Source organism: Micromonospora sp. NPDC005220 (genome assembly GCF_040607895.1).
In the GTDB taxonomy this organism is placed as follows: domain Bacteria; phylum Actinomycetota; class Actinomycetes; order Mycobacteriales; family Micromonosporaceae; genus Micromonospora.
Genome location: NZ_JBEXHP010000007.1, coordinates 94,279 through 117,914 on the forward strand (window position 1 = coordinate 94,279; position 23,636 = coordinate 117,914).

General features: G+C 72.9%; 25 protein-coding genes and 2 pseudogenes. 13 read left to right on the top strand and 14 right to left on the bottom strand.

The features are described 5' to 3' along the window. Positions 1-6: 6 nt before the first annotated feature. The 3 genes from ABZU52_RS05290 to ABZU52_RS05300 form a co-directional block, all read right to left on the bottom strand. Entirely contained in the window at positions 7-1,113 is a 1,107-nt protein-coding gene (locus ABZU52_RS05290) for a hypothetical protein (RefSeq protein WP_354969832.1), read from the bottom strand. 81 nt (positions 1,114-1,194) lie between these two features. Next, positions 1,195-1,461 carry a DUF6457 domain-containing protein gene (locus ABZU52_RS05295; protein WP_354969833.1) on the bottom strand — a complete coding sequence of 89 codons (267 nt, stop codon included), beginning with the start codon at positions 1,459-1,461 and terminating at the stop codon, positions 1,195-1,197. Beyond that, on the bottom strand, positions 1,458-2,123 hold the full coding sequence (locus tag ABZU52_RS05300) for an NTP transferase domain-containing protein (protein WP_354969834.1): 666 nt from the start codon (positions 2,121-2,123) through the stop codon (positions 1,458-1,460). Before ABZU52_RS05300 ends, ABZU52_RS05295 begins: the two co-directional genes overlap by 4 nt. A gap of 289 nt (positions 2,124-2,412) precedes the next feature. On the opposite strand from ABZU52_RS05300, the gene fdhD reads away from it, so the two are divergent. After that, the gene (gene fdhD / locus ABZU52_RS05305; RefSeq protein ID WP_354969835.1) at positions 2,413-3,279 is read left to right on the top strand and encodes a formate dehydrogenase accessory sulfurtransferase FdhD; all 867 of its coding nucleotides are present in this window, start codon (positions 2,413-2,415) and stop codon (positions 3,277-3,279) included. Positions 3,280-3,303: 24 nt separating this feature from the next. On the opposite strand, the gene ABZU52_RS05310 is transcribed toward fdhD, so the two are convergent. Next, entirely contained in the window at positions 3,304-3,996 is a 693-nt protein-coding gene (locus ABZU52_RS05310; RefSeq protein ID WP_354969836.1) for a GAP family protein, read from the bottom strand. A gap of 99 nt (positions 3,997-4,095) precedes the next feature. On the opposite strand from ABZU52_RS05310, the pseudogene ABZU52_RS05315 reads away from it, so the two are divergent. Further along, positions 4,096-4,224, top strand: a pseudogene (locus tag ABZU52_RS05315) (XRE family transcriptional regulator); the annotation flags it as partial. After that, on the top strand, positions 4,212-4,415 hold the full coding sequence (locus ABZU52_RS05320) for a DUF397 domain-containing protein (protein WP_354969837.1): 204 nt from the start codon (positions 4,212-4,214) through the stop codon (positions 4,413-4,415). The pseudogene ABZU52_RS05315 and the gene ABZU52_RS05320, both read left to right, overlap by 13 nt. Positions 4,416-4,438: 23 nt before the next feature. Here the strand turns inward: ABZU52_RS05320 and ABZU52_RS05325 are convergent, their stop codons facing one another. The 3 genes from ABZU52_RS05325 to ABZU52_RS05335 all read right to left on the bottom strand — a co-directional run bounded on the left by ABZU52_RS05325 (position 4,439) and on the right by ABZU52_RS05335 (position 6,193). Further along, complete coding sequence (locus ABZU52_RS05325) at positions 4,439-4,837, bottom strand: hypothetical protein (RefSeq protein WP_354969838.1); 399 nt, start codon at positions 4,835-4,837, stop codon at positions 4,439-4,441. Further along, a complete protein-coding gene (locus tag ABZU52_RS05330; protein WP_354969839.1) occupies positions 4,834-5,085 on the bottom strand; it encodes a hypothetical protein in 252 nt (83 codons plus the stop codon). The genes ABZU52_RS05325 and ABZU52_RS05330 overlap by 4 nt, the downstream gene beginning before the upstream one ends. Before the next feature lie 61 nt (positions 5,086-5,146). Next, positions 5,147-6,193 carry a DUF4192 domain-containing protein gene (locus ABZU52_RS05335; RefSeq protein WP_354969840.1) on the bottom strand — a complete coding sequence of 349 codons (1,047 nt, stop codon included), beginning with the start codon at positions 6,191-6,193 and terminating at the stop codon, positions 5,147-5,149. Positions 6,194-6,366: 173 nt separating this feature from the next. On the opposite strand from ABZU52_RS05335, the gene ABZU52_RS05340 reads away from it, so the two are divergent. From ABZU52_RS05340 to ABZU52_RS05360, 5 genes are all read left to right on the top strand, one after another. Then, positions 6,367-7,281 (top strand): fructosamine kinase family protein, encoded by a 915-nt coding sequence (locus tag ABZU52_RS05340; protein WP_354969841.1) that lies wholly within the window; start codon positions 6,367-6,369, stop codon positions 7,279-7,281. Beyond that, complete coding sequence (gene moaA / locus ABZU52_RS05345; RefSeq protein WP_354969842.1) at positions 7,278-8,291, top strand: GTP 3',8-cyclase MoaA; 1,014 nt, start codon at positions 7,278-7,280, stop codon at positions 8,289-8,291. Before ABZU52_RS05340 ends, moaA begins: the two co-directional genes overlap by 4 nt. Positions 8,292-8,293: 2 nt before the next feature. Next, positions 8,294-8,548 carry a MoaD/ThiS family protein gene (locus ABZU52_RS05350; RefSeq protein WP_354969843.1) on the top strand — a complete coding sequence of 85 codons (255 nt, stop codon included), beginning with the start codon at positions 8,294-8,296 and terminating at the stop codon, positions 8,546-8,548. A 13-nt stretch (positions 8,549-8,561) separates the two neighbouring features. Beyond that, the gene (locus tag ABZU52_RS05355; RefSeq protein WP_354969844.1) at positions 8,562-9,806 is read left to right on the top strand and encodes a metallophosphoesterase; all 1,245 of its coding nucleotides are present in this window, start codon (positions 8,562-8,564) and stop codon (positions 9,804-9,806) included. Between the two features lie 61 nt (positions 9,807-9,867). Continuing rightward, a complete protein-coding gene (locus ABZU52_RS05360; protein ID WP_354969845.1) occupies positions 9,868-13,047 on the top strand; it encodes a UvrD-helicase domain-containing protein in 3,180 nt (1,059 codons plus the stop codon). A 40-nt stretch (positions 13,048-13,087) separates the two neighbouring features. Here ABZU52_RS05360 and ABZU52_RS05365 read toward each other — a convergent pair whose 3' ends face one another. Both ABZU52_RS05365 and ABZU52_RS05370 read right to left on the bottom strand, forming a co-directional pair. Next, entirely contained in the window at positions 13,088-13,741 is a 654-nt protein-coding gene (locus ABZU52_RS05365; protein WP_354969846.1) for a prepilin peptidase, read from the bottom strand. 10 nt (positions 13,742-13,751) lie between these two features. Next, positions 13,752-14,756, bottom strand: coding sequence for an EamA family transporter (locus tag ABZU52_RS05370; RefSeq protein ID WP_354969847.1), 1,005 nt, complete (start codon positions 14,754-14,756; stop codon positions 13,752-13,754). 439 nt (positions 14,757-15,195) lie between these two features. Here ABZU52_RS05370 and ABZU52_RS05375 point away from each other — a divergent pair. From ABZU52_RS05375 to ABZU52_RS05385, 3 genes and pseudogenes are all read left to right on the top strand, one after another. Next, a pseudogene (locus ABZU52_RS05375) lies at positions 15,196-15,663 on the top strand (hypothetical protein); the annotation flags it as partial. Between the two features lie 458 nt (positions 15,664-16,121). Continuing rightward, positions 16,122-16,571 carry a hypothetical protein gene (locus ABZU52_RS05380; RefSeq protein ID WP_354969874.1) on the top strand — a complete coding sequence of 150 codons (450 nt, stop codon included), beginning with the start codon at positions 16,122-16,124 and terminating at the stop codon, positions 16,569-16,571. 144 nt (positions 16,572-16,715) lie between these two features. Beyond that, positions 16,716-17,957, top strand: a complete 1,242-nt coding sequence (locus tag ABZU52_RS05385; protein ID WP_354969848.1) for an ATP-binding protein — start codon at positions 16,716-16,718, stop codon at positions 17,955-17,957. A gap of 7 nt (positions 17,958-17,964) precedes the next feature. Here ABZU52_RS05385 and ABZU52_RS05390 read toward each other — a convergent pair whose 3' ends face one another. Then, on the bottom strand, positions 17,965-18,513 hold the full coding sequence (locus ABZU52_RS05390; RefSeq protein WP_354969849.1) for an N-acetyltransferase: 549 nt from the start codon (positions 18,511-18,513) through the stop codon (positions 17,965-17,967). Between the two features lie 133 nt (positions 18,514-18,646). Between ABZU52_RS05390 and ABZU52_RS05395 the strand changes: the two genes are divergently transcribed. Then, positions 18,647-19,192 (top strand): DoxX family protein, encoded by a 546-nt coding sequence (locus ABZU52_RS05395; RefSeq protein WP_354969850.1) that lies wholly within the window; start codon positions 18,647-18,649, stop codon positions 19,190-19,192. Positions 19,193-19,407: 215 nt separating this feature from the next. After that, the gene (locus ABZU52_RS05400) at positions 19,408-20,874 is read left to right on the top strand and encodes a glycosyltransferase 87 family protein (RefSeq protein WP_354969851.1); all 1,467 of its coding nucleotides are present in this window, start codon (positions 19,408-19,410) and stop codon (positions 20,872-20,874) included. A gap of 4 nt (positions 20,875-20,878) precedes the next feature. Here the strand turns inward: ABZU52_RS05400 and ABZU52_RS05405 are convergent, their stop codons facing one another. The 4 genes from ABZU52_RS05405 to moaC all read right to left on the bottom strand — a co-directional run bounded on the left by ABZU52_RS05405 (position 20,879) and on the right by moaC (position 23,622). Beyond that, the gene (locus tag ABZU52_RS05405; protein ID WP_130405760.1) at positions 20,879-21,307 is read right to left on the bottom strand and encodes a molybdenum cofactor biosynthesis protein MoaE; all 429 of its coding nucleotides are present in this window, start codon (positions 21,305-21,307) and stop codon (positions 20,879-20,881) included. Beyond that, entirely contained in the window at positions 21,304-22,563 is a 1,260-nt protein-coding gene (locus ABZU52_RS05410; RefSeq protein ID WP_354969852.1) for a molybdopterin molybdotransferase MoeA, read from the bottom strand. Before ABZU52_RS05410 ends, ABZU52_RS05405 begins: the two co-directional genes overlap by 4 nt. Positions 22,564-22,663: 100 nt before the next feature. Then, positions 22,664-23,134, bottom strand: a complete 471-nt coding sequence (locus tag ABZU52_RS05415) for a MogA/MoaB family molybdenum cofactor biosynthesis protein (protein ID WP_354969853.1) — start codon at positions 23,132-23,134, stop codon at positions 22,664-22,666. Beyond that, positions 23,131-23,622 carry a cyclic pyranopterin monophosphate synthase MoaC gene (gene moaC, locus ABZU52_RS05420; RefSeq protein WP_354969854.1) on the bottom strand — a complete coding sequence of 164 codons (492 nt, stop codon included), beginning with the start codon at positions 23,620-23,622 and terminating at the stop codon, positions 23,131-23,133. The genes ABZU52_RS05415 and moaC overlap by 4 nt, the downstream gene beginning before the upstream one ends. Between the last annotated feature and the right edge of the window lie 14 nt (positions 23,623-23,636).

Below are 23,636 nucleotides of genomic sequence, written 5' to 3' on the forward strand. Positions count from 1 at the left end.
TCGGGCTCAGAGGTACATGCCGGTACGGTGCTCCGAGTCCTCGCGTCGGACCGGCTTGTCACCCTCACCGAAGAACCGCTTGCCGCCGAACTCGCCGTGCAGACGGTCGTCCAACTCATCGGCGAGACCGGTCATCACCTGCACCGCCAGCATCAGATGGGTGGCCTGGAAGTTGCGGCCGAACACCGGAATGGACGCCCAGACCGTGTCGTCGGCGCAGTAGAGGCGGCCGATCGGCATCCGGTTCGTCAGCTCGGAGAGCTTGACGTAGAGCCGCTCGGTCGGCTCCACCTCGGTGAGCACCGGGGAGAAGACGTCCACCAGGGGCGGGTTGTCCCGCACCCGCACGAAGACCATCGCCGAGCCGGCGCGAATGGTGATGTCGCCGTCCGAGTCGATCTGCAACTGGTCGGTGTCCGACTTGAGCATCGTGGAGACCACCGTGCGCACCCGGTCGGCCAGGTCGAGCACGTCGTCCCGCTCGACCTGCGCGGCGGCCGCCTCGGCCAACGCCTCCTCCAGGTCCGCCTCGACATCGGCGTCCGGGCCGAACTCGCTGCGCGCGGTGCCCAGCGGGTCCACGGCCAGCGGTTCGCCCTCGGCGTCGTGCACCAGATAGACGAGGAAGGCCGGGTGCGGAGCGCCGTACACGTCCCGCAGCGTGCGGGACAGCAGCGTGGCGACCTGGGTCGACTCGGCCGTCGTGGCGTTCAGCCCGAAGGAGCCGCCGGAGCCGGCGACCACCCCGGGCGGGGACCAACCGAGCGCGACCATGTCCGCCACCGCGCCCCGGTCCAGTCGGTAGCCCGCCGGCAGGGCGGCGTTCCCGACCGCGCGGGCCGACAACACCCGGTCCGCGTCCACGTCGACGCTGATCGAGTAGACGGCGTCCCCGGTGCCGGAGGCGGTGGGGTCCAGGGTCACGTCGAGGTGCGTGCCGACGGGAAGTTCCCGCAGCCGTACGGCGAGCGCGCGGGCGAACTCCCGCCACGCCTCGGTCACCTTCGCCCGCAGGTCGGTGGTGCTGGGCTCGTCGAGCAGGATCGATTCCGCCGGCTCAGTCGAAGCACCGGGCAGCTCACCGTGCGGCGCCGAGGGGTGGTCAGCCGTCATGATCGCCTCCGTCCGTCACGATCACCCTACCCACGCCGCCCCTGGGTGGAGTCAGCCCGGACCGGGATCGGACAGCGACGGTCAGGGGGCCGTCGGGTCCGCGGGGTCGGCGCCCAGCTCGACCGGCCAGGTGCCCGCCAGCGCGCTGAGCCGGGCCGCAGCGTCCGCCGGGTCCGCGCCCCGGCCAACCGCCACCCCGAAGAGGTACGCCGTGACCGGCGCACCCGGACGCAGCACCTGGTGGGCGACGTCCCGGGCCAGATCCAGCACCGCCGGCACCGGCACCCCGGCCGGGTCCAGCTCCAACTCGGCGCAGACCGCCGTGACCCAGTCGTCCATCACCGTCATCGCGCCCACTCCTCCGCCCGGCGTACGTCCTCGTCAGTGTCGCAGTCGAACCACGGCGGCGGGCCCTCGCCGGACCAGGCCACCTCCCGCACGACGAGACCCGCCAGCAGCGCCCGGACCGGCGCTCCGGACAGACTGCCGCCCCGCTCGGCCGTCAGCCGGGCCAACGCTGCCCGCAGCGCAGCGACCCGCCAGACACCGCAGAGCGACTGCCGCCGCCCGTCCCCGTCCACGAAACACGCACCGTCAGGGCCCCGCTCGCCGCCGCCAGGGCTGCGGGCCAGCGCAGCCCGGCCGTCCCCCGGTTCGGTGGGCGGGGAGTCCCGGTCGAGGTGGTCCAGCAGATCGCCGATCGCGGCCCGGGTGAGCAGCGGCAGATCGGCGGCGAGCAGCGCGACCAGGGCGGTGTCGGGAGGCAGCAACGCCAAGCCGGCAGCGGCTGCGGCCACCGGGCCTCCGCCGGGCGGATCCTCCCGGACGATCCGCACCCCCGCCGGCACGGCGTGGGTCGCACCGACGACCACCCGAACCGTCGCGTCGGTGACGGCGGCCAGCACCCGGTCACGCATCGGCCGGCCACCGACCGGAAGCGCCGGCTTGTCGACCCCGCCCATCCGTCGGGCGGCCCCACCCGCGAGCACCACGGCGGCGTACGTCCCCACCCGGCCACGGTAGCCGTACCGCCCCCCGGGCCAGGCCGCCGCCCGGCCAGGCCCCCGCCCCCTCGCCCTCGCCCCCGCCCCCGCCCTCGCCCTCGCCCTCGCCCTCGCCCCGGTGATCATGGAGTCATCGCTCGACACGCCGACGACACGCGCGGACAACTTCATGATCAACGCGCCAGGGGGCGCTCGGTCTGGACGGGGTTCGGGTCTGAACGGGGTTCGGGTCCGGACGGGGCTGGTGCAGGCCGGTGGTGTGCGGGTGTGCCGGCCGGGGGTGGAGGATGGCGGGATGGGACGGGCAACTGATCGACGGGGCGTACTCCGGATCGACCTGGACGCGGTGACCGCCGGGCGCGGGTCGGTGCGCCGACCGGACACGCTCGCCGTGGAGGAGCCGCTGGAAATCCGGGTCGGTGCGGCCGGCCCCGGCCGACGTCGGCCGCTCGCCGTCACCATGCGGACCCCCGGCGACGACCTGGACCTGGCCATCGGGTTCCTGCTGACGGAGGGGCTGATCCGGTCGACCGACGACGTGTTGACCGCGCAACTCTGCGCCGGCGCGGAGACGCCGAACACGTACAACGTGGTGGACGTGGTGCTCGCCCCCGGCGTACCGGAACCGACCACCGACCCGTCCCGGAACTTCTACACCACCAGTTCCTGCGGGGTCTGCGGTAAGGCCAGCATCGACGCGGTCCGCACCCGATCGCTCTTCCCGGTCGCGGCGGATCCGCTCAGCGTGCCGGCCACGCTGCTCGCCGAACTGCCCGACCGGTTGCGCGCCGCCCAGCGGGGCTTCGATCGGACCGGCGGGCTGCACGCGGCGGGGCTGTTCACCCCCGCCGGTGAGCTGGTGGTGCTCAGGGAGGACGTGGGCCGGCACAACGCCGTGGACAAGGTGATCGGCTGGGCGGTGCGGGAACGACGGCTGCCGCTCACCGGGCACCTGTTGCTGGTCTCCGGGCGGGCCAGCTTCGAGCTGACCCAGAAGGCGTGGATGGCCGGGTTGCCGCTGCTGGCCGCGGTGTCCGCGCCGAGCACCCTCGCCGCCGACCTGGCCGACGAGGCGGGGATGACACTGGTCGGCTTCCTGCGCGGCCGGACGATGAACATCTACACCGGGCCGCACCGGATCACCGTGGAGCAGCCCGCCTGACCCGAGCAGCCCGTCACCGGCCGATCAGAACAGATTCAGCCGCGCGGCGGCATCGCGGGCGATCAGGAAACCGGCGATGCCGAGGATCCAGCCCAACGCGCTGCCCGCCTTCGTGACGATCCAGGTGTTCAGGCGGGCCAGCACCGGCTCGACCAGTCGCGGGCGGGCCACCCTGGCACCCAGCAACACCACTGCCGGCAGCACCATGACCACGCAGTACCCGGTGAGCAGCCCCAGCACGCTCGCCGCGCCCACTCCCGAGGTGGCCAACAGACCCACCGCACCAAGGTACGGGAGCATGGTCGCCACCTCGGCGAGCGCCGCGAGCAGCGCGAGCCCGACCAACCAGCGGGCCGAGGAATCTCCGGCGGTGGCCCGGTCCCGCCAGCGCAGCACACCACCGGTACGGGGACGCCGCTTGCCGTCGTAGCGGAAGCTGAGCACCAGCATTCCCACGCCCAGGACGAGTTGCGCCCAGAGGACGCCCGGGTTGTCCAGGGCACCGCCCAGGGCCTCGCCCAGCGTGCTGCCGCCCCAGACCAGCAGCAGCCCCACCGCGAGGTAGAACGCCGCGATGGTGGCGAGGTAGCCCAGGATCCGCCGGACGTTGACCGGCCCGGGGGCGAGGAGCAGCCAGACCGGGATGAAGAGGGTGCCGATGCTGGTGCTGTCGACCAACGCCAGCCCGGCCAGCGACAGCAGCAACTCGGGGGTCAATTCGTACCACCAGGGAGAACAGCCACGAGATCATTCTCCGGCGGTGGTTGCCCTGCCGCGTCGGCCGTGGACAGGAGCAACGCGTACATCGTTCGACGGAGGGCGTCGGCCGGACGCCTCAGTAATGACGTTGCTCCACTCTGGGCGGTCTGGGATAGCGTGAGGTCGTTAGCGCTACCGCGAGACCTGACCATCGACCTGATGAGAGCGCGAGCATGGATGACCTGACCGGCGCCCGTTGGCGCAAGAGCACCCGCAGCAGCTCGAACGGTGGCGCGTGCGTCGAGGTGGCCGACAACCTGCCGGGTGTCGTGCTCGTACGCGACACCAAGGACCGGGACGGCGGCACGTTGACAGTCGAGCCGGCTGCCTGGGCGGGCTTCGTCGGGCTGGCGAAGAAGATCGGCCCCGTCGGCTGACGCGTTGTCCCAGCAGACATCAGTCAGGCCAGCTCCAGGATGCTCCAGTTGGTGGGGAGCACCTTCGCCGCCGCCTTGGGTTGCACTGTCGCGTAGTGCGCCTCGTGAGTGAGGGCCGCAAGGGCGGCATGGCCGAACGAGATGTCTCCGTCCACGGCGCGGGCCAGCCTGCCGGTGTCCCGCACGTCCTCGGCGTCGAGCGGCAGCAGGCAGATCATCGGAGCGCTCATCATCAGACCCAGTAGCGCGGTGCCCACCTCGTCGCCCGCGCCCGCGATGGCGACCGCCAAACAGGTCGCCGGAACGGCCACCTGCCGGCCCTCGTCGGCGACCTCCAGCATCAACTCCCCCACCGAGACGTTGCCCTCGAGGTAGGCCGTCAACGCCGACGCGTCGAACACGACCGCGATCTGATCGGTCATTCGGCGCGCCCCAGCATCCGGCGCCCCTCGGCCAGGGCGTCCGCCGGAATGGGTGTCGCCAGCCGCTCCCGCCACCGCGCCCTGCCCGCCTCGGTCACCTCGATGCCGGCCCGCCGCAGCACCTCGCCGAGGTGCGTGCCGCCCATCTGGGCCCGCACCGCCGCGGTGATGGCGGCCGAGACGTTGGGCTGCTGGTCGAGCCATTCCGCGACGTCGTCGGGGAGGCTCACGGAGCGCTTCACTGTCATGTCCTCCAGCGTATCAATTCCGGTAGCACCAGCGGTATTACCACGCGGATGGCGAGATCGGTCAGCGGCGGCCACGTCGGCTCCGTTTGCGGGGGCGGATGACCCCGGGCATCCCGACCGACGGCCAGCCATCCAGCTCGGCCGGGGGCACGCCGCGCCGGAGCAGGTCGTCCAGCAGCAGGGCGAGCGAGTAGTCGGGGTGCAGGTCGAGCGTGCGTTCGAGCGCGACCGCCGCCAACGCGCCCTGCCCGGCACGCCAGGCGGCGAACGCCAGCAGCGCTCCCGGAGCGGCGGCCACCTCCGGCTCGGCGCGGCGCAGCACGTCGGTCCAGAGGGCGATGTCCCGGTCCCGGCCGTCGGTGCGTTCCCAGGCGTGGTCGCGCACCGGCAGGTGGGTCATCAGCAGGCTCAGCCACGCCACCTCGTCGTCGTCGAGCCGCTCGCCCCGCCGCTGCCGGCGCTGGGCCTCGCGGACCGCCGCCACCCCGGCGGAGCGCAGCGCCCGAGCGCCGAGCAGGTCGCTCTCGGGCGCCTGCTCGATCAGCTCGGCCAGTCTCAGCTCGGCGCGGGCGGTGGCCGCGCGGGCCGCGTCCCGGGCCGGGCCGTCCACCGGTGCCACCTGTGCCACCAGGGCGGCCCGGTCGGGGAGCGCGACCTGACCGGCGAAGACGGCCGAGGCGGTCACCCGGTTGACGGTCGGGTCGTAGCGGCGGCCCTCGGGCGGGCAGCAGTCGGGCTCGGTGCAGAGATAGGACCACCAGCGGCCGTCGGTCACCCGCAGCGCGTCGAGCACGTCCAGGCCGCTGTCGTTCAGTGCGTCGCGCACCGCGTCCACCGCCGGAGTGACCCGCTCCGGTTGCCCGTAACCCACCACGGTGGCGGCCTCCGCGCCCTGCCGGCGGATCACACCGGCCAGGTGCCCGGCCAGCCCGCCCGGAGGATCGGTCGGGTCGGGCAGGTCCGCCCGGGCGGCGAAGACGATCTGTCGGCCGACCAGCGCCACGGCGACCACGCTGTCGGTGGGATGAAACCCGAGCAGGTACGGCACAGCGGCGATCAGGTCGGCGGGTGAGCGGACGGCGAGCTGAGGGCGTTCGGTCGAGGTCATGTCGAAAGCCTGCGGCGGGGCCACCGGGCCCTGCTACCCCTGTGGACGACACGCGGCTTATCCACAGTTACTCAGCGTGTTTTCGCTGCTCACGCCACACCTGCGAGTGCGTGGAGAGCGCCGATGTGGTCGGGCGACACCTGCCTGTCGTAAGGAGCGGTTACCGTGCGCTGATGGACCTGGCGTACCTGCGCGCGCATCCGGCACACCTCCCGACCTTCCGGACCCATCAGCGGCTCCGGGAGACGCCGGTGGCCGGTGGAAACATCTGCGCCGCCGCCCGGCTCACCCTCGACGACGGCCACTCCGTCTTTGCCAAGTCCTGGCCGGAGGGCGCCGACCGACCGGCGCCGGAGGGCTTCTTCGCCGCCGAGGCCGCCGGCCTGCGCTGGCTGCGGGAGGCGGGCGCGGTCGGCGTACCCGAGGTGATCGTGGTGTTGCCGGAGCTGCTGGCGCTCGACTGGGTGGAGCCCGGCGAGCCGACGCCGGAGGCCGCGGAGCGCTTCGGCCGGGAGTTGGCCGGGCTGCACCGGGCGGGCGCAGCCGCGTTCGGTGCGACCTGGCCCGGTTTCATCGGCTCGCTTGCACAGGACAACACCCCCACCGACGGGCGCTGGTCGACGTGGTTCGCTGAGCGGCGCCTCGCCCCCTACCTGCGACGCTCGGTCGACGGTGGCGCGCTGACCAGCGCCGATGCCGCCCTGGTCGAGCAGGTGATCGGCCGCCTCGACGAGCTCGGCGGCGACGAGCCGCCCGCGCGCATCCACGGCGACCTGTGGCCGGGCAACGTGCTGTGGGGGGCCGACGACCGGGCCTGGCTGGTCGACCCGGCGGCGCACGGTGGGCACCGGGAAACGGATCTCGCCCAGCTCGCCCTCTTCGGCGGCATTCCCCACCTGGATCGGGTGCTGGCCTCCTACCAGGAGAGTTGGCCACTACCGGACGGCTGGCGTGACCGGGTGCCAGTGCACCAGTTGCATCTGTTGCTCGTGCACACCGCACTCTTCGGTGCCAGCTTCCGAGATGTGGTCGTCCAGAGCGCCCGTGCCGTCCTGAACCGGGCCGCGCGCGCTACGGTCGACTGGTGAGCGCCGCCCCGGGGACCGACGGCGTCCTCGTCGACCGGTACGGCCGTGTCGCCCGGGACCTGCGCGTGTCCCTCACCGACAAGTGCAACCTGCGCTGCACCTACTGCATGCCGGCGGAGGGGCTGCCCTGGTTGGCCGGCCCCGAGCTGCTGACCGACGAGGAGATCGTCCGGCTGGTCCGGGTGGCTGTCGAGCTGCTCGGCGTGACCGAGGTGCGGTTCACCGGCGGTGAGCCGCTGATCCGACCCGGGCTGGTCGACATCGTGGCGGCGGTCGCCGCCCTCGAACCCCGCCCCCGGGTCTCGCTGACCACCAACGGCATCGGCCTGGACCGGCTGGCCCCGGCGTTGCGGGCGGCTGGCCTCGATCGGGTGAACGTCTCACTGGACACCCTGGACCCGGGCCGATTCACCAAGCTCACCCGCCGCCCCCGCCTCGACGCGGTGCTGGCCGGGCTGGCCGGGGCGTCGGCCGCCGGGCTCAGCCCTGTGAAGATCAATTCTGTGCTCATGCGTGGTGTCAACGAGGACGAGGCGCCAGCGCTGCTCCGCTTCGCCCTCGATCACAACTACCAGTTGCGGATCATCGAGCAGATGCCGTTGGACGCCCAGCACGGGTGGGCCCGCGACACCATGGTCACCGCCGAGGAGATCCTGGCGTCTCTGCGTACCGTGTTCGATCTCAGCCCCGATCCGGCCGAACGCGGCGCGGCACCGGCGGAGACCTGGTTGGTCGACGGAGGCCCCGCCCGGGTCGGTGTGATCGCCAGCGTCACCCGCCCCTTCTGCGGGGACTGCGACCGCACCCGGCTGACCGCCGATGGCCAGGTCCGCGCCTGCCTCTTCGCCACCGAGGAGTCGGATCTGCGCGCCGCGCTCCGCACCGGCGCGGACGACGACGAGTTGGCCCGGCGCTGGCGTACCGCGATGTGGGGCAAGCGCGCCGGGCACGGCATCGACGACCCGACCTTCCTCCAGCCGACCCGCCCGATGTCCGCGATCGGAGGGTGAGCATGGCGGAGACACCGCTGACCGTCCGCTACTTCGCGGGTGCCCGCGCCGCCGCCGGCCGCACCGAGGAGGCCATCCCCGCAGGGCGGTCACTCGACGACCTCACCGCCGAGCTGACCCAGCGCCACGGCGACCGCCTCGCCGGGGTGCTGCGGGTGGCGAGTTTCCTGGTGAACGGCGTCGCCTGTCATGATCGTCAGGCACCCCTACCGGCCGGGGCCACGATCGATGTCCTGCCCCCGTTCGCGGGCGGCTGAGGGAGGCGCACACATGATGGCGGTTCTGGGGTTCGTGGCTGTCCTGGCGCTGGTCACCGGTCTCATCCACCTCTACCTGTGGAAGCGGCTCGTTCGGGACACCACCACGCCGGGTCGCTGGCGACGGGTCGGCGGGATCGCCGCCCTGGTGCTGGCCCTGCTCGTGCCGGTCACCCTCGCCGGGACGCAGGCTGGGCTCTACTGGCTCGCCTGGCCGGGGTACCTGTGGCTCGCGCTGATGTTCTACCTGCTGGTCGTCCTGCTCGTACTGGAAGTTCCGATGCTGGTCGCCCGGCTGGCGCTGCGCCGCCGGGTGGTTGCCGCGGAGCCGACCACCTCCGCGCCCGAGCCGGTGCTGGTCGGTGCCGCCGGGCCGACCGACCCGCCGGCCGCCGGCGCCGTCGCGGCACCGGACCACGACCCGTCCCGCCGGTTGCTGCTGGCCCGTGGGGCGGCCATCTTCGCCGGCTTCACCGCCACCGGCGTCACGGGGTACGGCATCCGCACGGCGCTCGGCCCGCCCCAGCTCGACCGGGTGCGGATCCCGCTCGCCAAACTCCCCCGCAGCATGGACGGTCTGCGCATCGCCACCGTCTCCGACATCCACCTCGGCCCGCTGCGCGGCCGGGCACACACCGAGCGGATCGTCGCGGCGATCAACCGGCTCGACGCGGACATCGTCGCGGTCGTCGGTGACCTGGTCGACGGCTCGGTGGCCGAGCTCGGCTCGGCCGCCGCACCCCTGCGCGACCTGCGCTCCCGCTACGGCAGCTTCTTCGTCACCGGCAACCACGAGTACTACTCCGGCGTGGAGGAGTGGGTCCAGGAGGTCGATCGGCTCGGCCTACGGGTGCTGCAGAACCGGCGGCAGGAGATTCAGGCCCGCGGCGGTGTGCTCGACCTGGCTGGCGTGAACGACCTCACCGGGGCGGGTACCGGCCTCGCCGCCGGGCCGGACTTCGCCGCCGCCCTCGGCGACCGCGACCCGAGCCGCCCGGTGGTCCTGCTCGCGCACCAGCCGCTGGCGGCCAAGGAGGCGGCCCGGTACGGCGTCGACCTGCAACTGTCCGGGCACACCCACGGCGGGCAGATGGTGCCGTTCAACCTGGCCGTCAAGCTGGAGCAGCCGGTGGTCAGCGGGCTCGGCGAGGTCGACGGCACCAAGGTCTACGTGACCAACGGCGCCGGCTTCTGGGGGCCACCGGTCCGGGTCGGCGCGGAGCCGCAGATCAGTCTGGTCGAGCTGCGCTCGGCATAGCGGAGGTCACGTCCGCGCGTGGCGGCGGGCGGCCGGCGCGGCGGGCGTGACAGGATGCGGCGTGCCCCCGTTCAGCGCCGTACCCCCCGGTGGCCTCCCGCCATTCGTCGCGGACCTGCACATCCACTCGAAATACTCGCGCGCGTGCAGCCGCGACCTCACCCTGCCGAACCTCGCGTGGTGGGCCCGGCGTAAGGGCATCGGCCTGCTCGGCACCGGCGACTTCACCCACCCCGCCTGGTACGACCACCTGCGGGAGACGCTGCGCCCGGCCGAGCCAGGGCTCTACCGGCTCGACCCGGAGGCGGAACGGGACGTCGCCCGTCGGCTGCCACCCCGGCTCGCCGGAACGGCGGAGGCGGACCCGGTCCGGTTCATGCTGAGCGTGGAGATCTCCACCATCTACAAGCGGGACGACCGGACCCGCAAGGTGCACCACCTGATCTACCTACCGGATCTGGACGCGGTGGCCCGGTTCAACACGGCCCTGGGCCGGATCGGCAATCTCGGCTCCGACGGCCGGCCGATCCTCGGACTGGACTCCCGCGACCTGCTGGAGATCACCCTGGAGGCCAGCCCGGACGGCTACCTGGTGCCAGCGCACATCTGGACGCCCTGGTTCTCCGCGCTGGGCTCGAAGTCCGGCTTCGACGCGATCGCGGACTGCTACGCCGACCTGGCCGAGCACATCTTCGCGGTGGAGACCGGCCTCTCCTCCGATCCGGCGATGAACTGGCGGGTCGGCAGCCTGGACGGCTACCAGTTGGTGTCCAACTCGGACGCGCACTCGCCGCCGGCGCTGGGCCGGGAGGCGACCGTACTGACCGCCGAGCGGGACTACTTCGCCGTTCGGGAGGCGCTGCGTACCGGTGACGGGCTGGCCGGCACGATCGAGTTCTTCCCGGAGGAGGGCAAGTACCACGCGGACGGGCACCGGTTGTGTGGGGTCAACTGGTCTCCGGAACGCACCCGGGCCGCTGACGGGCGCTGCCCGGAGTGCGGCAAACCCCTCACCGTGGGTGTCCTCAGCCGGATCGAGGAGCTGGCCGACCGCCCGGACGGGCACCGGCCGGCGCACGCCCGGGACGTCACCCACCTGGTGCCGCTGGCCGAGATCCTCGGCGAGATCAACAAGGTGGGTGCCCGGTCGAAGAAGGTCGAGGGGCGGTTCAACGAGCTGTTGGCCGCGCTCGGCCCCGAGCTGGAGATCCTGACCACGACGCCGCTGACCGACATCGCGCAGGCCGGTGGCGAGCTGCTCGCCGAGGGCATCGGGCGGCTGCGCCGCGGCGACGTCCGCCGGGTGCCCGGTTACGACGGCGAGTACGGCGTGATCACGCTCTTCGACCCGGCCGAGCTGGGCGCGCAGGAGACGCTGTTCGACGTACCCGTGCCGGCGCAGCGACGGCCCACGGAGCCTGCTCCCCGGGTCGCGGCCAAGCGCCCGGCGGCGGCGAAGGTGGAGCCGAAGCGGAAGCCGGTCCCGGCGCCCGCGCCGCCGATCGCGTCGCCGCCGTCTCCGCACGAGCCGTTCGAGCCGATGCTCTCCGGAATGGAGGAGGTCGGCACCGGCCTGCTGGACCGACTGGACGCCATGCAGCGGGTGGCCGCCTCCGCACCCGGCGGCCCGCTGCTCATCGTGGCTGGTCCGGGCACCGGCAAGACCAGGACGCTCACCCACCGGATCGCGTACCTCTGCGCGGAGCTGAACGTCTTTCCCGAGCACTGCCTGGCGATCACGTTCACCCGCCGGGCCGCCGAGGAGCTGCGGCACCGCCTCGACGGCCTGCTCGGCCCGGTCGCCGAGGACGTCACAGTGGGCACGTTCCACGCGCTGGGGCTGACCATCCTCCGGGAAAACGCCGACGCGGCGGGTCTCCCGGCCGGCTTCCGGATCGCCGACGACGCCGAGCGGGCGGCAGCCCGCACCGAGGCCGGCGACGACACCGCCGCCTACACGTCGCTGCTGCGTAAGCAGGACCTGGTCGACCTGGACGAGCTGGTGACCCTGCCGGTGGAACTGCTGCGGGCCGACCGGAAGTTGGTCGAGCGGTATCGGGACCGCTGGCGGTGGATCTTCGTCGACGAGTACCAGGACGTCGACGAGGTGCAGTACGAGCTGCTGCGGCTGCTCAGCCCCGCCGACGGCAACCTCTGCGCGATCGGCGACCCGGACCAGGCGATCTACTCGTTTCGGGGTGCCGACGTCGGCTACTTCCTGCGCTTCTCCGAGGACTTCACCGACGCCCGACTGGTCCGGCTCAACCGCAACTACCGCTCGTCGGCACCGATCCTGGCCGCCGCCGTCCAGGCCATCGCACCGTCCTCGCTGGTCCGGGGGCGACGGCTAGACCCGGCGCGGCTCGACCCGGAGGCCCCGCTGGTCGGGCGCTACCCGGCGGCGTCCGTGGCCGAGGAGGCCGACTTCGTGGTGCGGACCGTCGACGATCTGGTCGGCGGGCTGTCGCACCGCTCGCTGGACTCGGGCCGGATCGACGGCCGGTCCACCTCGCTGTCGTTCTCCGACATCGCCGTGCTGTACCGCACCGACGCGCAGGCCGCCCCGATCGTGGATGCCCTGGCACGGGCCAACATCCCGGTGCAGAAGCGTTCCCACGACCGGCTGCGGGACCGCCCGGGGGTGGCGGCCATCGCCCGCGAGCTACGGCACGCCGACGGCCTGGCCGGTTCGCTGGCCGCCCGGGTCCGGCTGGCCGGTCAGGTGGTCGCGGAGCGGTTCGCCGTGCCCACCCTGGACGGCGCGGCCAGCGCGGTCCGTCCCGAGGACGTCCGCTCGGCGGTGGACCTGCTGACCCCGCTGGCCCGACGCTGCGGCGACGACCTGGAGACCTTCCTGTCCCAGTTGGCCACCGGCGCGGAGGTGGACGCGCTCGACCCGCGCGCCGAGGCGGTCACGCTGCTCACCCTGCACGCCGCGAAGGGCCTGGAGTTCCCGGTGGTCTTCCTGGTCGGCGTCGAGGATGGGCTGCTGCCGCTGCGCTGGCCGGGCTCGACGCCCGACGAGGACGCCGTCGCCGAGGAGCGCCGGCTCTTCTTCGTCGGCCTGACCCGGGCTCAGGACCGGCTGTACGTCAGTCACGCCGCCCGACGTACCCGCCACGGCTCCGAGCGCGACTGCGCCCCCTCGCCGTTCCTCGGCACCATCGACCCCGGCCTCTTCGAACGCTTCGGCGAGACCGAACCCCGCCGCCCCAAGGACCGCCAACTCCGCCTGATCTGACCCCGCCCGCTCCACCCCAGCGATCTTGCGGTCGGCGGCGTCAGGCGAGGAGGACAGCGAGCCAGGCGCCGGTCAGCAGTGCTGGGCCGAGGGGCAGCAGGGTGCTCCGGTGCACCCGCCGAGTGGCGAGCAAGCCGAGCACCAGGCCGCCGTGCAGCACGTGCGGCAGGAGCAGCCCGGCCAGCAGGGCGTCCCGCCCCAACCAGCCGAGCGGCAGGCCGAGGACCGCGGCGAGTTTCACGTCCCCGAAGCCCAGTCGTGAGCCGGGCAGCAGGGCCAGCAGCACGTGCGCCGCGCCCGCGACCGTGGCACCTCCCAGCGCGCCGAGCAGTCGGCCGGGAGTGCCGGACAGCAGCGCCGCGGCGGTCAGACCTCCGAAGGCCAGCATCCCGGCGATGAGGACCAACGGGTCGGGCAGCCGCAGGCAGGCCAGGTCGACCCGCGCCAGCACCAGACCGACCGCCGCGACCGCGAGGAGGACCGGCAACGCCGGGTCGTCGCCCACGGCGACGGCAAGGCCGCCGAAGACGCTGGCCGCCACCATCGGCGCGACCCAGGGCCGTCGGACCGGCTGCAGCCCTGGAAAACCCCGGGACCGGGCATCCGCCGTGGCGAAGCGCCGCGACATCAGGGGTACGACGAGGCCGACCAGCGCGCCGAGCAGCGCGATCGACACCAGCGCGACGCCCGACATGGGCCGGACGTTACTGGCGGTCGCGCACCAGCGTGTCCCCCGATCGTGATCCCGTGCTGGCCCGACGCGGCCGTTCGGTGGTCACCACCAGGGCGACCCCGGCGACGATGACCGCGCCGCCGAGCAGCACCTGCGGGGTGATCGGCTCGGCCACCAGCAGCGCGCCGAGCGCCACCGCGACCGCCGGGTTCACGTAGGCGTACGTCGACACCAACGAGAGGGGCGCGTTGTGCAGCAGCCAGACGTACGCGGTGAAGGCCACCAGCGAGCCGGCCACCATGAGGTAGCCCAGCGCCAACCAGGACCGGGTGCTGACCGCCGCCGGGTGGAAGTCGGCCAGTTCGCCCCGACCGGCGGCGATGACGGCCAGCACCAGCGCACCGGCCACCATCTCGTACACCGTGGCCACGAAGGGGTCGCCGGGCATCCGGATCCGTCCGGACAGGAACGACCCGACCGACCAGGCGATGGCCCCCGTCACCACTGTCAACGCCCCGAGCAGCGGCACCGCGGCCGAACCACCGCTCGGCAACACCAGCAGGATGAGGCCGACGAAGCCCACTGTGACCCCGGCGAACGTCCAGATCGGCGGCCGGTCCCCGGTGGCCGAGCGCAACAGCACCACCAGCAGCGGCACCGTGGCCACCAGCAGTGCGGCAATCCCGGACGGCAACGCCACGCCCGGCGGCCCCGATTCGGCGAGCACCACCAGGCCGTTGCCACCGGCGAGCAGGAGCACCCCGACCAGTGCGGCCGAGCCGAGTTGCCGTCGGTCCACCCGCAGCGCGCCGGGGCCTCTGCGCAGTCGCAGCACCACCGCCAGGATCAGGCCGGCCACGGCGAACCGGAGTGCGGCCGACAGCAGCGGAGGCAGCGTCTCCACGGCGATCCGGATGGCCAGATAGGTCGACCCCCAGAGCAGGTAGACCACGATCAACGCGGTCCAGATCAAGGTCGGCGTGGCGCTGGCGCGACGACCGGCGACGGCCGTGGCGCTCGGTGAAGGTGAGCTCATCAGTGGACCACGCTACGGTGACCTCGGAGTCCGCGTCGCGCTTTGGTGGCCGGCCTCACCACTCGTGCAGGAGGGCGGCATGACGAACTACGGACAACCGGGGGGCGGCCACCCGGAGCCGTGGCGTGGGCAGCGACCCGACGAGGCGCCGGGCCACCCGGTGCAGCAGCCCTACCCGCCCGCGCCGGAGCCCTACCCGCCGGCGGTCCCGTCGTACCCGCCCGCAGCGCAGGGACGACCCGGACCGTACGGCGGCCCGCCCACCGCGTCCCACGGAGGCGGTACGGGGACGCCGTACGGTGCGGCGCCCGACGCGCCCTACGGAGGCGGCAGGGGGACGCCGTACGGCCACGAGCCCCGCACGCCCTACGGCGGCCCGTACCAGCCGACCCCGCCGACGCCGACGTACGGCGAGCAGCCGTACCGGTCCGGCGACCCGTACGGCGAGGACCCGACACCGGGCCGGCGCGGTCGGGGGCCGCTGATCGCGGTACTGGCCGTCGTGCTGCTGGTGGTGGCCGTCGCCGGCGTGTTCTGGCTCCGCCGTGGGCAGAGCGACCCGGCCCCGGTTGCCGCGCCGAGCAGCTCGGCCGTTGCCGGTGAGCCCAGCGCGGACGCGGTCGCGCCCACGCCGAGCGCCGCCGCGCCGGAGTCGTCGGCCGATCCCCGGTTCGCGAAGGTCGGCCAGTGCGTCCGCAACGACGGCACCGCCGGCGGCAAGCCCAAGCTGCTCATCAGCGGCTGTATCGCGAAGTCGTACGAGGTGCTGAGCCGGATCGACGGCCCGACCAGCGGCGAGCGGGACGCCGAGGCCAAGTGCGGCAAGGTCGAGGGTTACACCAACTGGTACTTCTTCGACAGCGAGCTGGACACTCTCGACTTCGTCCTCTGCCTCAAGCAACGCTGAGACCACCCACCCCTGGGGATGACATGACGACCTACGGACCTACGGGTTCCGATCAGCCGGACGACCCGTACCAGCGCCCGCCCGCCGGGCCGGACAGCTCACCACCGGTCGACCCCACGCTGCCCCAGTGGAGCACCCCGCCAGCCGCGGAGGACCCGACCCGACAGCAGTGGGGTCCGCCGCCGACCGCCGCGGAGCCACCGACGACACCCATGTGGGCGCCGCCGCCCACCAATCCGGAGCCGCCCACCGCGCCGACGTGGGCACCACCGCCCACCTCGGGCGCGGGATACCCACCACCCGGGCAGTACCCACCACCCGGGCCGTACCCGCCGGCCGGGCAGTACCCACCACCCGGGCCGTACCCGCCGGCCGGGCCGACGCCCGGTCAGCCGGTCGGGCCGCTACCGGGTCAGCCACCCGCAACGTGGGGTCAGCAGCCTCCCGGCGGCTACGGCATGCCTCCCGTCACGCCGGCGAAGAAGACCGGCCGCAAGGTCGCTCTCATCATCACGGTGGTGGTGCTGCTCGTGCTCTGTCCGTGCCTCGGCCTGGCCGGTTGGGCGGTCTGGAAGGTCGCCGACGCTGGCAGCGAGGCGGCACGTACCCCGTCGACGACCGCCCCGGTCGTGCCACCCGCGCTGCCCAGCGACGCGCCGCCGTCGGTCGCGCCGACTCCGGACGAGGAGTTCGCACGGGGCGACTGCGTGGTGAACGACGGCAGTGAGGACGACGCGGAGCTTCGCAAGGTGCCCTGCGGCCCGAACACCTACCAGGTGTTGCTGCGAATTCCGGCTACCACCGACGGAGACCGGTGCGAGACGCTCGCGCCGCAGGCGACCGCGAACTACGTGCACGACAACTCGATCGACCTGTTCGACTACGTGCTCTGCCTGAAGAAGCGGTAGCCCGTTCCGACCGATTGGCAAAACTAGGGCTGTCTAGCATGGACGCTAGACAGCCCTAGTTTGTGGTCGACGATCCCGACACGCCGGTAGCTCCATCTATCCATGTCTAGCCTCGCAGCTAGACGGCCCGATAATCTGCGATGCGTGGATCCGGTCCGCAACCCGTACGCGCCGGGCGCCGGCCAGCGTCCGCCCGAACTTGCCGGGCGGGGGCGGGAGCTGGACGTCTTCGACATCGTGCTGGAGCGCATCGCCCGGGGCCGACCCGAGCGCAGCCTGATGCTCACCGGGCTGCGTGGCGTCGGCAAGACCGTTCTGCTCAACACCCTCCGGTCGCAGGCGATCAACCGGCTCTGGGGCAGCGGCAAGATCGAAGCTCGACCGGACCAGTCGTTGCGTCGCCCGGTCGCCGCCGCGCTGCACATGGCGGTCCGGGAGCTCGCCCCCCGGCACCGCGCCCCGGACCGGATCGACGCGTTCCTCGGCGTGCTCAAGGCGTTCGCCCAGCGGTCCACCCCGACCGGCCGGTCCGGTGCCGCCACGAAGCTGCGCGATCGGTGGCAGCCCGGCATCGACGTGCCGGCGGCCAGTGGTCGGGCCGACTCCGGCGACATTGAGATCGATCTGGTCGAGCTGTTCAGCGACGCCGCCGCCGTGGCCAGCGACGTCGGCACCGGCATCGCCATCTTCATCGACGAGATGCAGGATCTCGGCCCGGAGGACGTGTCGGCACTCTGCGCCGCCTGCCACGAGCTGTCCCAGCTCGGCGCGCCGCTGATCGTCGTCGGCGCCGGCCTTCCGCACCTGCCGGCCGTGCTCAGCGCCGCCAAGTCGTACTCCGAACGGCTGTTCCGCTATCAACGCATCGACCGGCTCGACCGGATCGCCGCCGACCGGGCGCTCTGCGCCCCCGCCGAGCGCGAGGAGGTCGAGTACGAGCAGAAGGCACTCGACCTGCTCTACGAGAAGTCCGGCGGCTATCCCTACTTTGTCCAGGCGTACGGCAAGGCGACCTGGGATCACGCGCCGCGCTCGCCGATCACCGCCGCCGACGTGCGGGTCGCCGCGCCCGAGGCGGAGGCCGAACTGGCGGTCGGGTTCTTCGGGTCCCGGTTCGAACGGGCCACTCCCGCCGAACGCGAGTACATGCGGGCGATGGCCACGATGTCCGCGGTCGAGGGCGAGCCCGGCGCGCTGGTCCGCGACGACATGGACGCCGCGGTGCCCACCGCGGAGATCGCCCGAGCCCTCGGCCGCAAACCGGCCAGCCTGTCCCCGGCCCGGGACGCGCTGATCAAGAAGGGCTTGATCTACTCCGGCGAGCGGGGCACTGTCGCCTTCACCGTCCCGCACTTCGGCCGGTACCTGCGGACACAGCCGGCCTGAGACCAGATCAGACCTTCGACCACGGCGCCGGAAAGAGCACCTCACCGCGCGGCGGCGGGCCCTCCTCGCTGGTGGACGGCGGCAGCACCAGCGCCTGCCAGGGCTCACCGAGGCCCGCCCACGGGCTGGTCAGGCCCAGCTCACTCGCCGGGCCGAACCCGAACCGGCGGTAGAAGGCCGGGGCACCGAGCACGACGACGAGCCGCTCGCCCAGCTCGGTGGAGGCGTCCAGGGCAGCCTGCACGACCGCCGTGCCGTGCCCGACGCGCTGTCGGTGCGGCGCGACCGCCACCGGGCCGAGGGCCAGGACGGGCACGTCCGAGCCTCGCTCCGGCCGCAGCCGCACCCGGGTGAGCAGCGCGTAACCGACCACCTCACCGCCGTACTCGGCGACCATGGCCAGCTCCGGCAACCAGGCGCTGGTGTCGCGCAGCTCGTCGACCAGACTGACCTCCGGCGGCGTCGCCACGTCCGGGCGGGCGAAGGCGGCGGCCAGTACGCGGCGGACCGGCCCGGCGTCGGCCGTGTCCTCGGGGCGTAGCCGCAGCGTGGTCACCCGCGCGACGTTACCCGCCAGCGCCCGTCCATCCGTGACGGTCGCTCGATTCGGCGTGGCGCGCGTGTACGAACACCAATCCGATCCGGCGGTTGCCGGGGTAGCAAACGCCGCGACGGGGTATGACTGATCCATGACGCCCGTACGCTCCCTCGCCCGCGCCATGCTGAGCGGCATCTTCGTGGTCAGCGGGTATCGCAACCTCCGCGCCCCCGGCCGGCTCGTGACGGCCGCCAAACCGGTGACCGACAAGGTCGCACCGGTGCTGAAGAAGGCCCACCCGAGCTTCCCCACCGACACCGAGACGTTGATCCGGCTCAACGCGGCCGTACAGGTCAGCGCTGGTCTGATGCTGGCCACCGGACGGTTCAGCCGACCTGCGGCGCTGGTCCTCGCCGGCACGCTGGTGCCGGTGACCATCGCCGGGCATCCCTTCTGGAACAACGACGACCCGATCGCCAAGAACAACAATCAGATTCACGTCCTGAAGAACCTCGGGCTCCTCGGTGGTCTGCTGCTGGCCGCGGCGGACACCGGTGGCAAGCCAGGTCTACGGTGGCGGACGGGCCATCGCATCGGCCACTCTCGACGTTCCATGCAACGCGCCGTCCGGACCGCCCGACGTGAGGCCCGAATCGCCGTCCGCTCCGCCTCCACCGCACGTCGCCTCCCCGGCTGACCTGCTTCGATGCGTCGCTGCCCCACCGCCATCCCCCGCTAAGGCCACGAATTACCTGAACCACCCGGTAGGCGTTAACGCGGTGGAAATGTCAAAAACATGTGTGGGATCGGACACGGTCGCATAACGCGGGAGGCACTGACGTGAGGCGCCGTTCTAGGCTCCGTGCAGGACCTGGACGGGTAGGACGACCTTGGTACGGGGGTGGCCACGCCATGCCGACGGCTGTCGGTAGACGGGCGGACCGCCTCGCCCCAATCCAACGTGTGACACGCGGGATCGACCGTGTGACGCGCGGGATCGATCGCAGGAACGTCGTACGGGGCGCCATCGTGGCCGCCGTCGCCTATGCCGCATGGCTTGCCATCGGCACCTTCGGGCGGCCGTACAACTTCTTCGACATGAAGATCTACCACGGTGCCGTGGTGTGGTGGGCGAGCGGTCACGAGCTCTACGAGTTCATCGCGCCCGAAACCACACTCGGGTTCACCTACCCACCCTTCGCCGGGCTGGTCATGTTGCCGATGGCGCAGCTGCCGATCGAAGTGGCCGGCATGGTCAACGCCGCCGCCAGCATCGCCGCGTTGGCGCTGGTGCTCGCCGGGCTGCTCCGACCCATCGTGGACCGGCTGGGCTGGCCACTGTGGTTCACGGTGGCCGTGGCCGTGCCGCTCGCGGTCGCCATCGAGCCAGGTCGGGAGACGCTCGGCTACGGCCAGGTCAACATCCTGCTGTTCGCCTTGATCATGGCCGATCTGATCGGCCTTCGCTGGCGCTCCCGCCGGGGCACCCACTACGCCGCCACCGACGGTCCGCTGCTGCGCTTCCTCTACGGCGGGGCCTGGGCGGGCGCCGGTATCGGCCTGGCCACCGCGATCAAGCTCACCCCGGCGCTCTTCATCGCCTACCTGCTGATCACCCGTCAGTGGCGGGTGGCGGCCACCGCCCTCGGCACCACGATCGGCGTGACCGTGGGGAGCTTCGCGATCGTCGGTGACGAGTCGCGGACCTACTTCGGCAGTGTGCTCTGGCAGACCGAACGAGTCGGCGCGGCGGACATGACACCCAACCAGTCCCTCGCCGGCCTGCTCGCCCGGCTGTACGACTCGATCGAGACCCCCGGGCTGCTGTGGCTCGCCTTCTCGGTGCTGGTCCTGGCGCTGGGCCTGTCCCGGGCGGCCAGTTCCCGCGCCGACGGCGACGAGCTGACCGCCTTCACGCTTGTCGGTCTCACCGCGAACGTGATCAGCCCGATCTCCTGGACGCACCACCTGGTCTGGGTGATCCCGGCGATCATCGTGCTGGCCGACGCCGCCGTGCGTCGCCGCGAGGCGAGCCGGGGGATACCGCAGCGCACCGGGCAGGGGCCGGTGTCCGGCGGGCTACCCGGGGTCAACGGGCTCCGTCCGCCGATCTGGTACCCGACGTTGACCGGTCTCCGCCACGGCGTCGCCGCGATCGGGCTCTACCTGCTCTTCCTGATCTCTCCGATCTGGCCGTACGAACACCAACTGCCGGAGGTGTCGCACTACCAGGACGGCCTGTTCGGAGCACTGATGGAGAACTCGCTCGCGCTCGCGCTGATCGTGCTGGTCGCCGCGCTGCCCTGGCGCCCGGGTGCGGAGCCGGCGTTCTACGGCGACCGGCTCACCAGGGCCGTGGTGGTCAACGGCCACCGCTGAGCGGTCAGGGGCAGTTGACCCATTCCTCGGTGCCGTCGGTGAAGACCTGCCGCTTCCAGATCGGCAGTCGCGCCTTGACCTCGTCGACCAGCCGGGCGCAGGCCGCGAAGGCCGCCGCCCGGTGCGCGGTGCTCACCGCGGCGACCAGCGCCACGTCCCCGATCGCCAGCGGCCCGACCCGGTGCGAGACCGCCACCGCGTAGACGTCCGGCTCCGCGGCGATCTCGGCGGCCACCTCGCGCAGCACCTGTGCGGCGCTCGGGTGCCCCTCGTACTCCAGGCTGGTGACCTGGCGGCCGTGGTCGTGGTCGCGGACCACGCCCTGGAAGGACACCACGGCGCCGGCCCGGCGGTCGGCGACCGCCGCCTCGTGCGTGGCGAGGTCGAGCGGCTGGTCGGTGACCTCGCCGAAGGTGATCGCTGGTGCGGTCACGACGCACGCTCCCCGGGAAACAGCGGCAGTGGCACGATCGGCACCCGGTCGCCCGGCTCGCCGCTGGTGCCGGGTCGGATGACCGCGAACCCGTCCGCGCCGGCCAGGCCGCGCAGCATCGCCGAGCCGACGTGCCGGACCGGGTACGCAGTGCCGGCGGCCCGGTCCAGTCGGACCAACGCCAGGTGGGTGTGGTCACCGCGACCGGGCACCGCCTCGGCCAACGTGACCTGCGGCAGCAGCGGCATCGACCGGCCCTGGAGGCCGGCGAGCAGCGGGGCGACCAACGACACCAGCGCGACGATGGCGGACTGCGGGTTGCCCGGCAACCCGGCCACGAACCGGGCCCGCCCGTCGGGGCCGGTCAGCCGGGCCAGCAGCATCGGGAAGCCGGGGCGGACGGCCACCGTGTTGACCACGTAGTCGGCGCCGAGCGCCTCCAGGGTCGGGTGCAGGTGGTCGACCGGGCCGTTCATCGTGCCGCCGGTGGTGCAGACCAGATCGGCGTTGGCCAGCGCCGAGCGCAGGGCCGCCACGTGCGCGGGCAGCGTGTCGGCCACCGGGCCGACCACGTCGGACGGGCGGATCTGGCAGCCGTACCGGCGCAGCCACGCCGGCACCGCGGGGCCCAGCGCGTCGCGGACGCGACCGGCCGCAGGCGGGCCCGCCGTCAGCAGCTCGTCGCCGAAGACCAGCAGCGCGGCACGCGGCGCCCGCCGGACCCGCAGCGTGTCGTGCCCGCAGGAGGCCGCCAGGCCGATCACCGCCGGGTCGACCGGCGTGCCGGCCGGCAACAGCTCCTCATCGGCGTACGCCTCCTCGCCGGGTTTCCGCCACTCCGGCGTCTCTCGGGGAACGCCGCTGATCAGGCCGGTGGTGGATGCGGCGGACTCCTCCACCCGCAGCACGGCGGTCGTGCCCTCGGGCACCATCGCACCGGTCGCGATCTCGACGGTCGTGTCGTCCTCGGTGAGCGGCGCGGGGGTGCTGCCGGCCAGGACCCGGCCGACGACGCGCCACGGCCCACGGCCACGAACCGCCCAGCCGTCGACGCTGGAGGTCGGGAACGCGGGCAGGTCGGTGCGGGTGGTCAACGGCTCGGCCAGGGTCGACCCGTCGGTGTCGACAAGTGGTCGGGCCACGGCGGGCAGCGCGGCGGCCAGACCAACCGCGTAGACCCGCGAACGTGCTTCCTCCCACCCGGCTGGTGGGGGTGCGGTGACCCGATCCGCGGTGGGTGCGGTTTCCGTGCTCACCGACCGAGCCTATCGGCCCGAACCGACACCCGTCCGGGCCTGGCGTGCACAGTCAGTGGTCCCGGCCGTCCACCGGTCAGTGGTCCCCGCCGTTCACCGGTCAGTGGTCGCCGCCGCGAAGCTGGTCGACGGTGTGCCCGAGGATCGGCCCGAGAACGGCCAGGCCGTCCCGGGCGCCGCCGGTCGAGCCGGGCAGATTGACCACCAGCATCCGGCCGGCGACCCCGGCCAGGCCACGGGACAGCACCGACGTCGGCACCCGGTCACGACTGTGCGCGCGGATGGCCTCGGCGATGCCGGGGATCTCGTAATCCAGCAGGACCCGGGTCACGTCCGGAGTGCGGTCCGACGGGGTCACTCCGGTGCCACCGCTGGTCAGCACCACGTCGACACCGTCGGCGCGGGCCGCCCGCAACGCATCGGCGACCGGCTCACCGTCGGGCACCACCACCGGGTCGTCGACCTGGCAGCCCAGCTCGCGCAGGCCGGCGACGAGCAGCGGCCCGCTGGTGTCGGCGTAGACACCGGCCGCGGCCCGGTTGGAAGCGACGATCACCCGAGCCCGGATCACGGCCGATCCTCCGGACGGACCCACTCGCCGGTCTTGCCGCCCTCCTTGCGCAGCACCCGGACCGCCTCCACCGAGGCCGCCGGGTCGACCGCCTTGACCATGTCGACCAGGGCGAGACCGGCAACAGCGACAGCCGTCAGCGCCTCCATCTCCACCCCCGTCCGGTCCGCCGTGCGGGCAGTGGCCGTGATCTCCACGGTGTCGGCGGTCAGCCGCAGGTCGACGGTGACGCCGTGCAGGGCGATCGGGTGGCACAGCGGGATCAGATCAGGAGTGCGCTTGGCCCCCATGATCCCGGCGAGCCGGCCGACAGCCAACGCGTCGCCCTTGGGCAGCCCGTCGCGATGCAGCAGGTCGATGACCTCGGGTGTGGTCCGCAAACGGCCCGCCGCGACGGCCAGCCGACCTGTCACCGCCTTGGCGGAGACGTCGACCATACGGGCCGCGCCGGCGCGATCCACGTGGCTGAGGTGCGCGGGTTCGGTCACGGTCGTGAGCCTAT

Bases quoted from the DNA above. Each gene is read 5' to 3' on its own strand.
- ABZU52_RS05290 (WP_354969832.1), bottom strand. From the start codon at position 1,113: ATGACGGCTGACCACCCCTCGGCGCCGCACGGTGAGCTGCCCGGTGCT.
- ABZU52_RS05295 (WP_354969833.1), bottom strand. From the start codon at position 1,461: ATGACGGTGATGGACGACTGGGTCACGGCGGTCTGCGCCGAGTTGGAG.
- fdhD (WP_354969835.1), top strand. From the start codon at position 2,413: ATGGGACGGGCAACTGATCGACGGGGCGTACTCCGGATCGACCTGGAC.
- ABZU52_RS05320 (WP_354969837.1), top strand. From the start codon at position 4,212: ATGGATGACCTGACCGGCGCCCGTTGGCGCAAGAGCACCCGCAGCAGC.
- ABZU52_RS05325 (WP_354969838.1), bottom strand. From the start codon at position 4,837: ATGACCGATCAGATCGCGGTCGTGTTCGACGCGTCGGCGTTGACGGCC.
- ABZU52_RS05330 (WP_354969839.1), bottom strand. From the start codon at position 5,085: ATGACAGTGAAGCGCTCCGTGAGCCTCCCCGACGACGTCGCGGAATGG.
- ABZU52_RS05335 (WP_354969840.1), bottom strand. From the start codon at position 6,193: ATGACCTCGACCGAACGCCCTCAGCTCGCCGTCCGCTCACCCGCCGAC.
- ABZU52_RS05340 (WP_354969841.1), top strand. From the start codon at position 6,367: ATGGACCTGGCGTACCTGCGCGCGCATCCGGCACACCTCCCGACCTTC.
- ABZU52_RS05350 (WP_354969843.1), top strand. From the start codon at position 8,294: ATGGCGGAGACACCGCTGACCGTCCGCTACTTCGCGGGTGCCCGCGCC.
- ABZU52_RS05355 (WP_354969844.1), top strand. From the start codon at position 8,562: ATGATGGCGGTTCTGGGGTTCGTGGCTGTCCTGGCGCTGGTCACCGGT.
- ABZU52_RS05365 (WP_354969846.1), bottom strand. From the start codon at position 13,741: ATGTCGGGCGTCGCGCTGGTGTCGATCGCGCTGCTCGGCGCGCTGGTC.
- ABZU52_RS05370 (WP_354969847.1), bottom strand. From the start codon at position 14,756: ATGAGCTCACCTTCACCGAGCGCCACGGCCGTCGCCGGTCGTCGCGCC.
- ABZU52_RS05380 (WP_354969874.1), top strand. From the start codon at position 16,122: ATGCCTCCCGTCACGCCGGCGAAGAAGACCGGCCGCAAGGTCGCTCTC.
- ABZU52_RS05395 (WP_354969850.1), top strand. From the start codon at position 18,647: ATGACGCCCGTACGCTCCCTCGCCCGCGCCATGCTGAGCGGCATCTTC.
- ABZU52_RS05400 (WP_354969851.1), top strand. From the start codon at position 19,408: ATGCCGACGGCTGTCGGTAGACGGGCGGACCGCCTCGCCCCAATCCAA.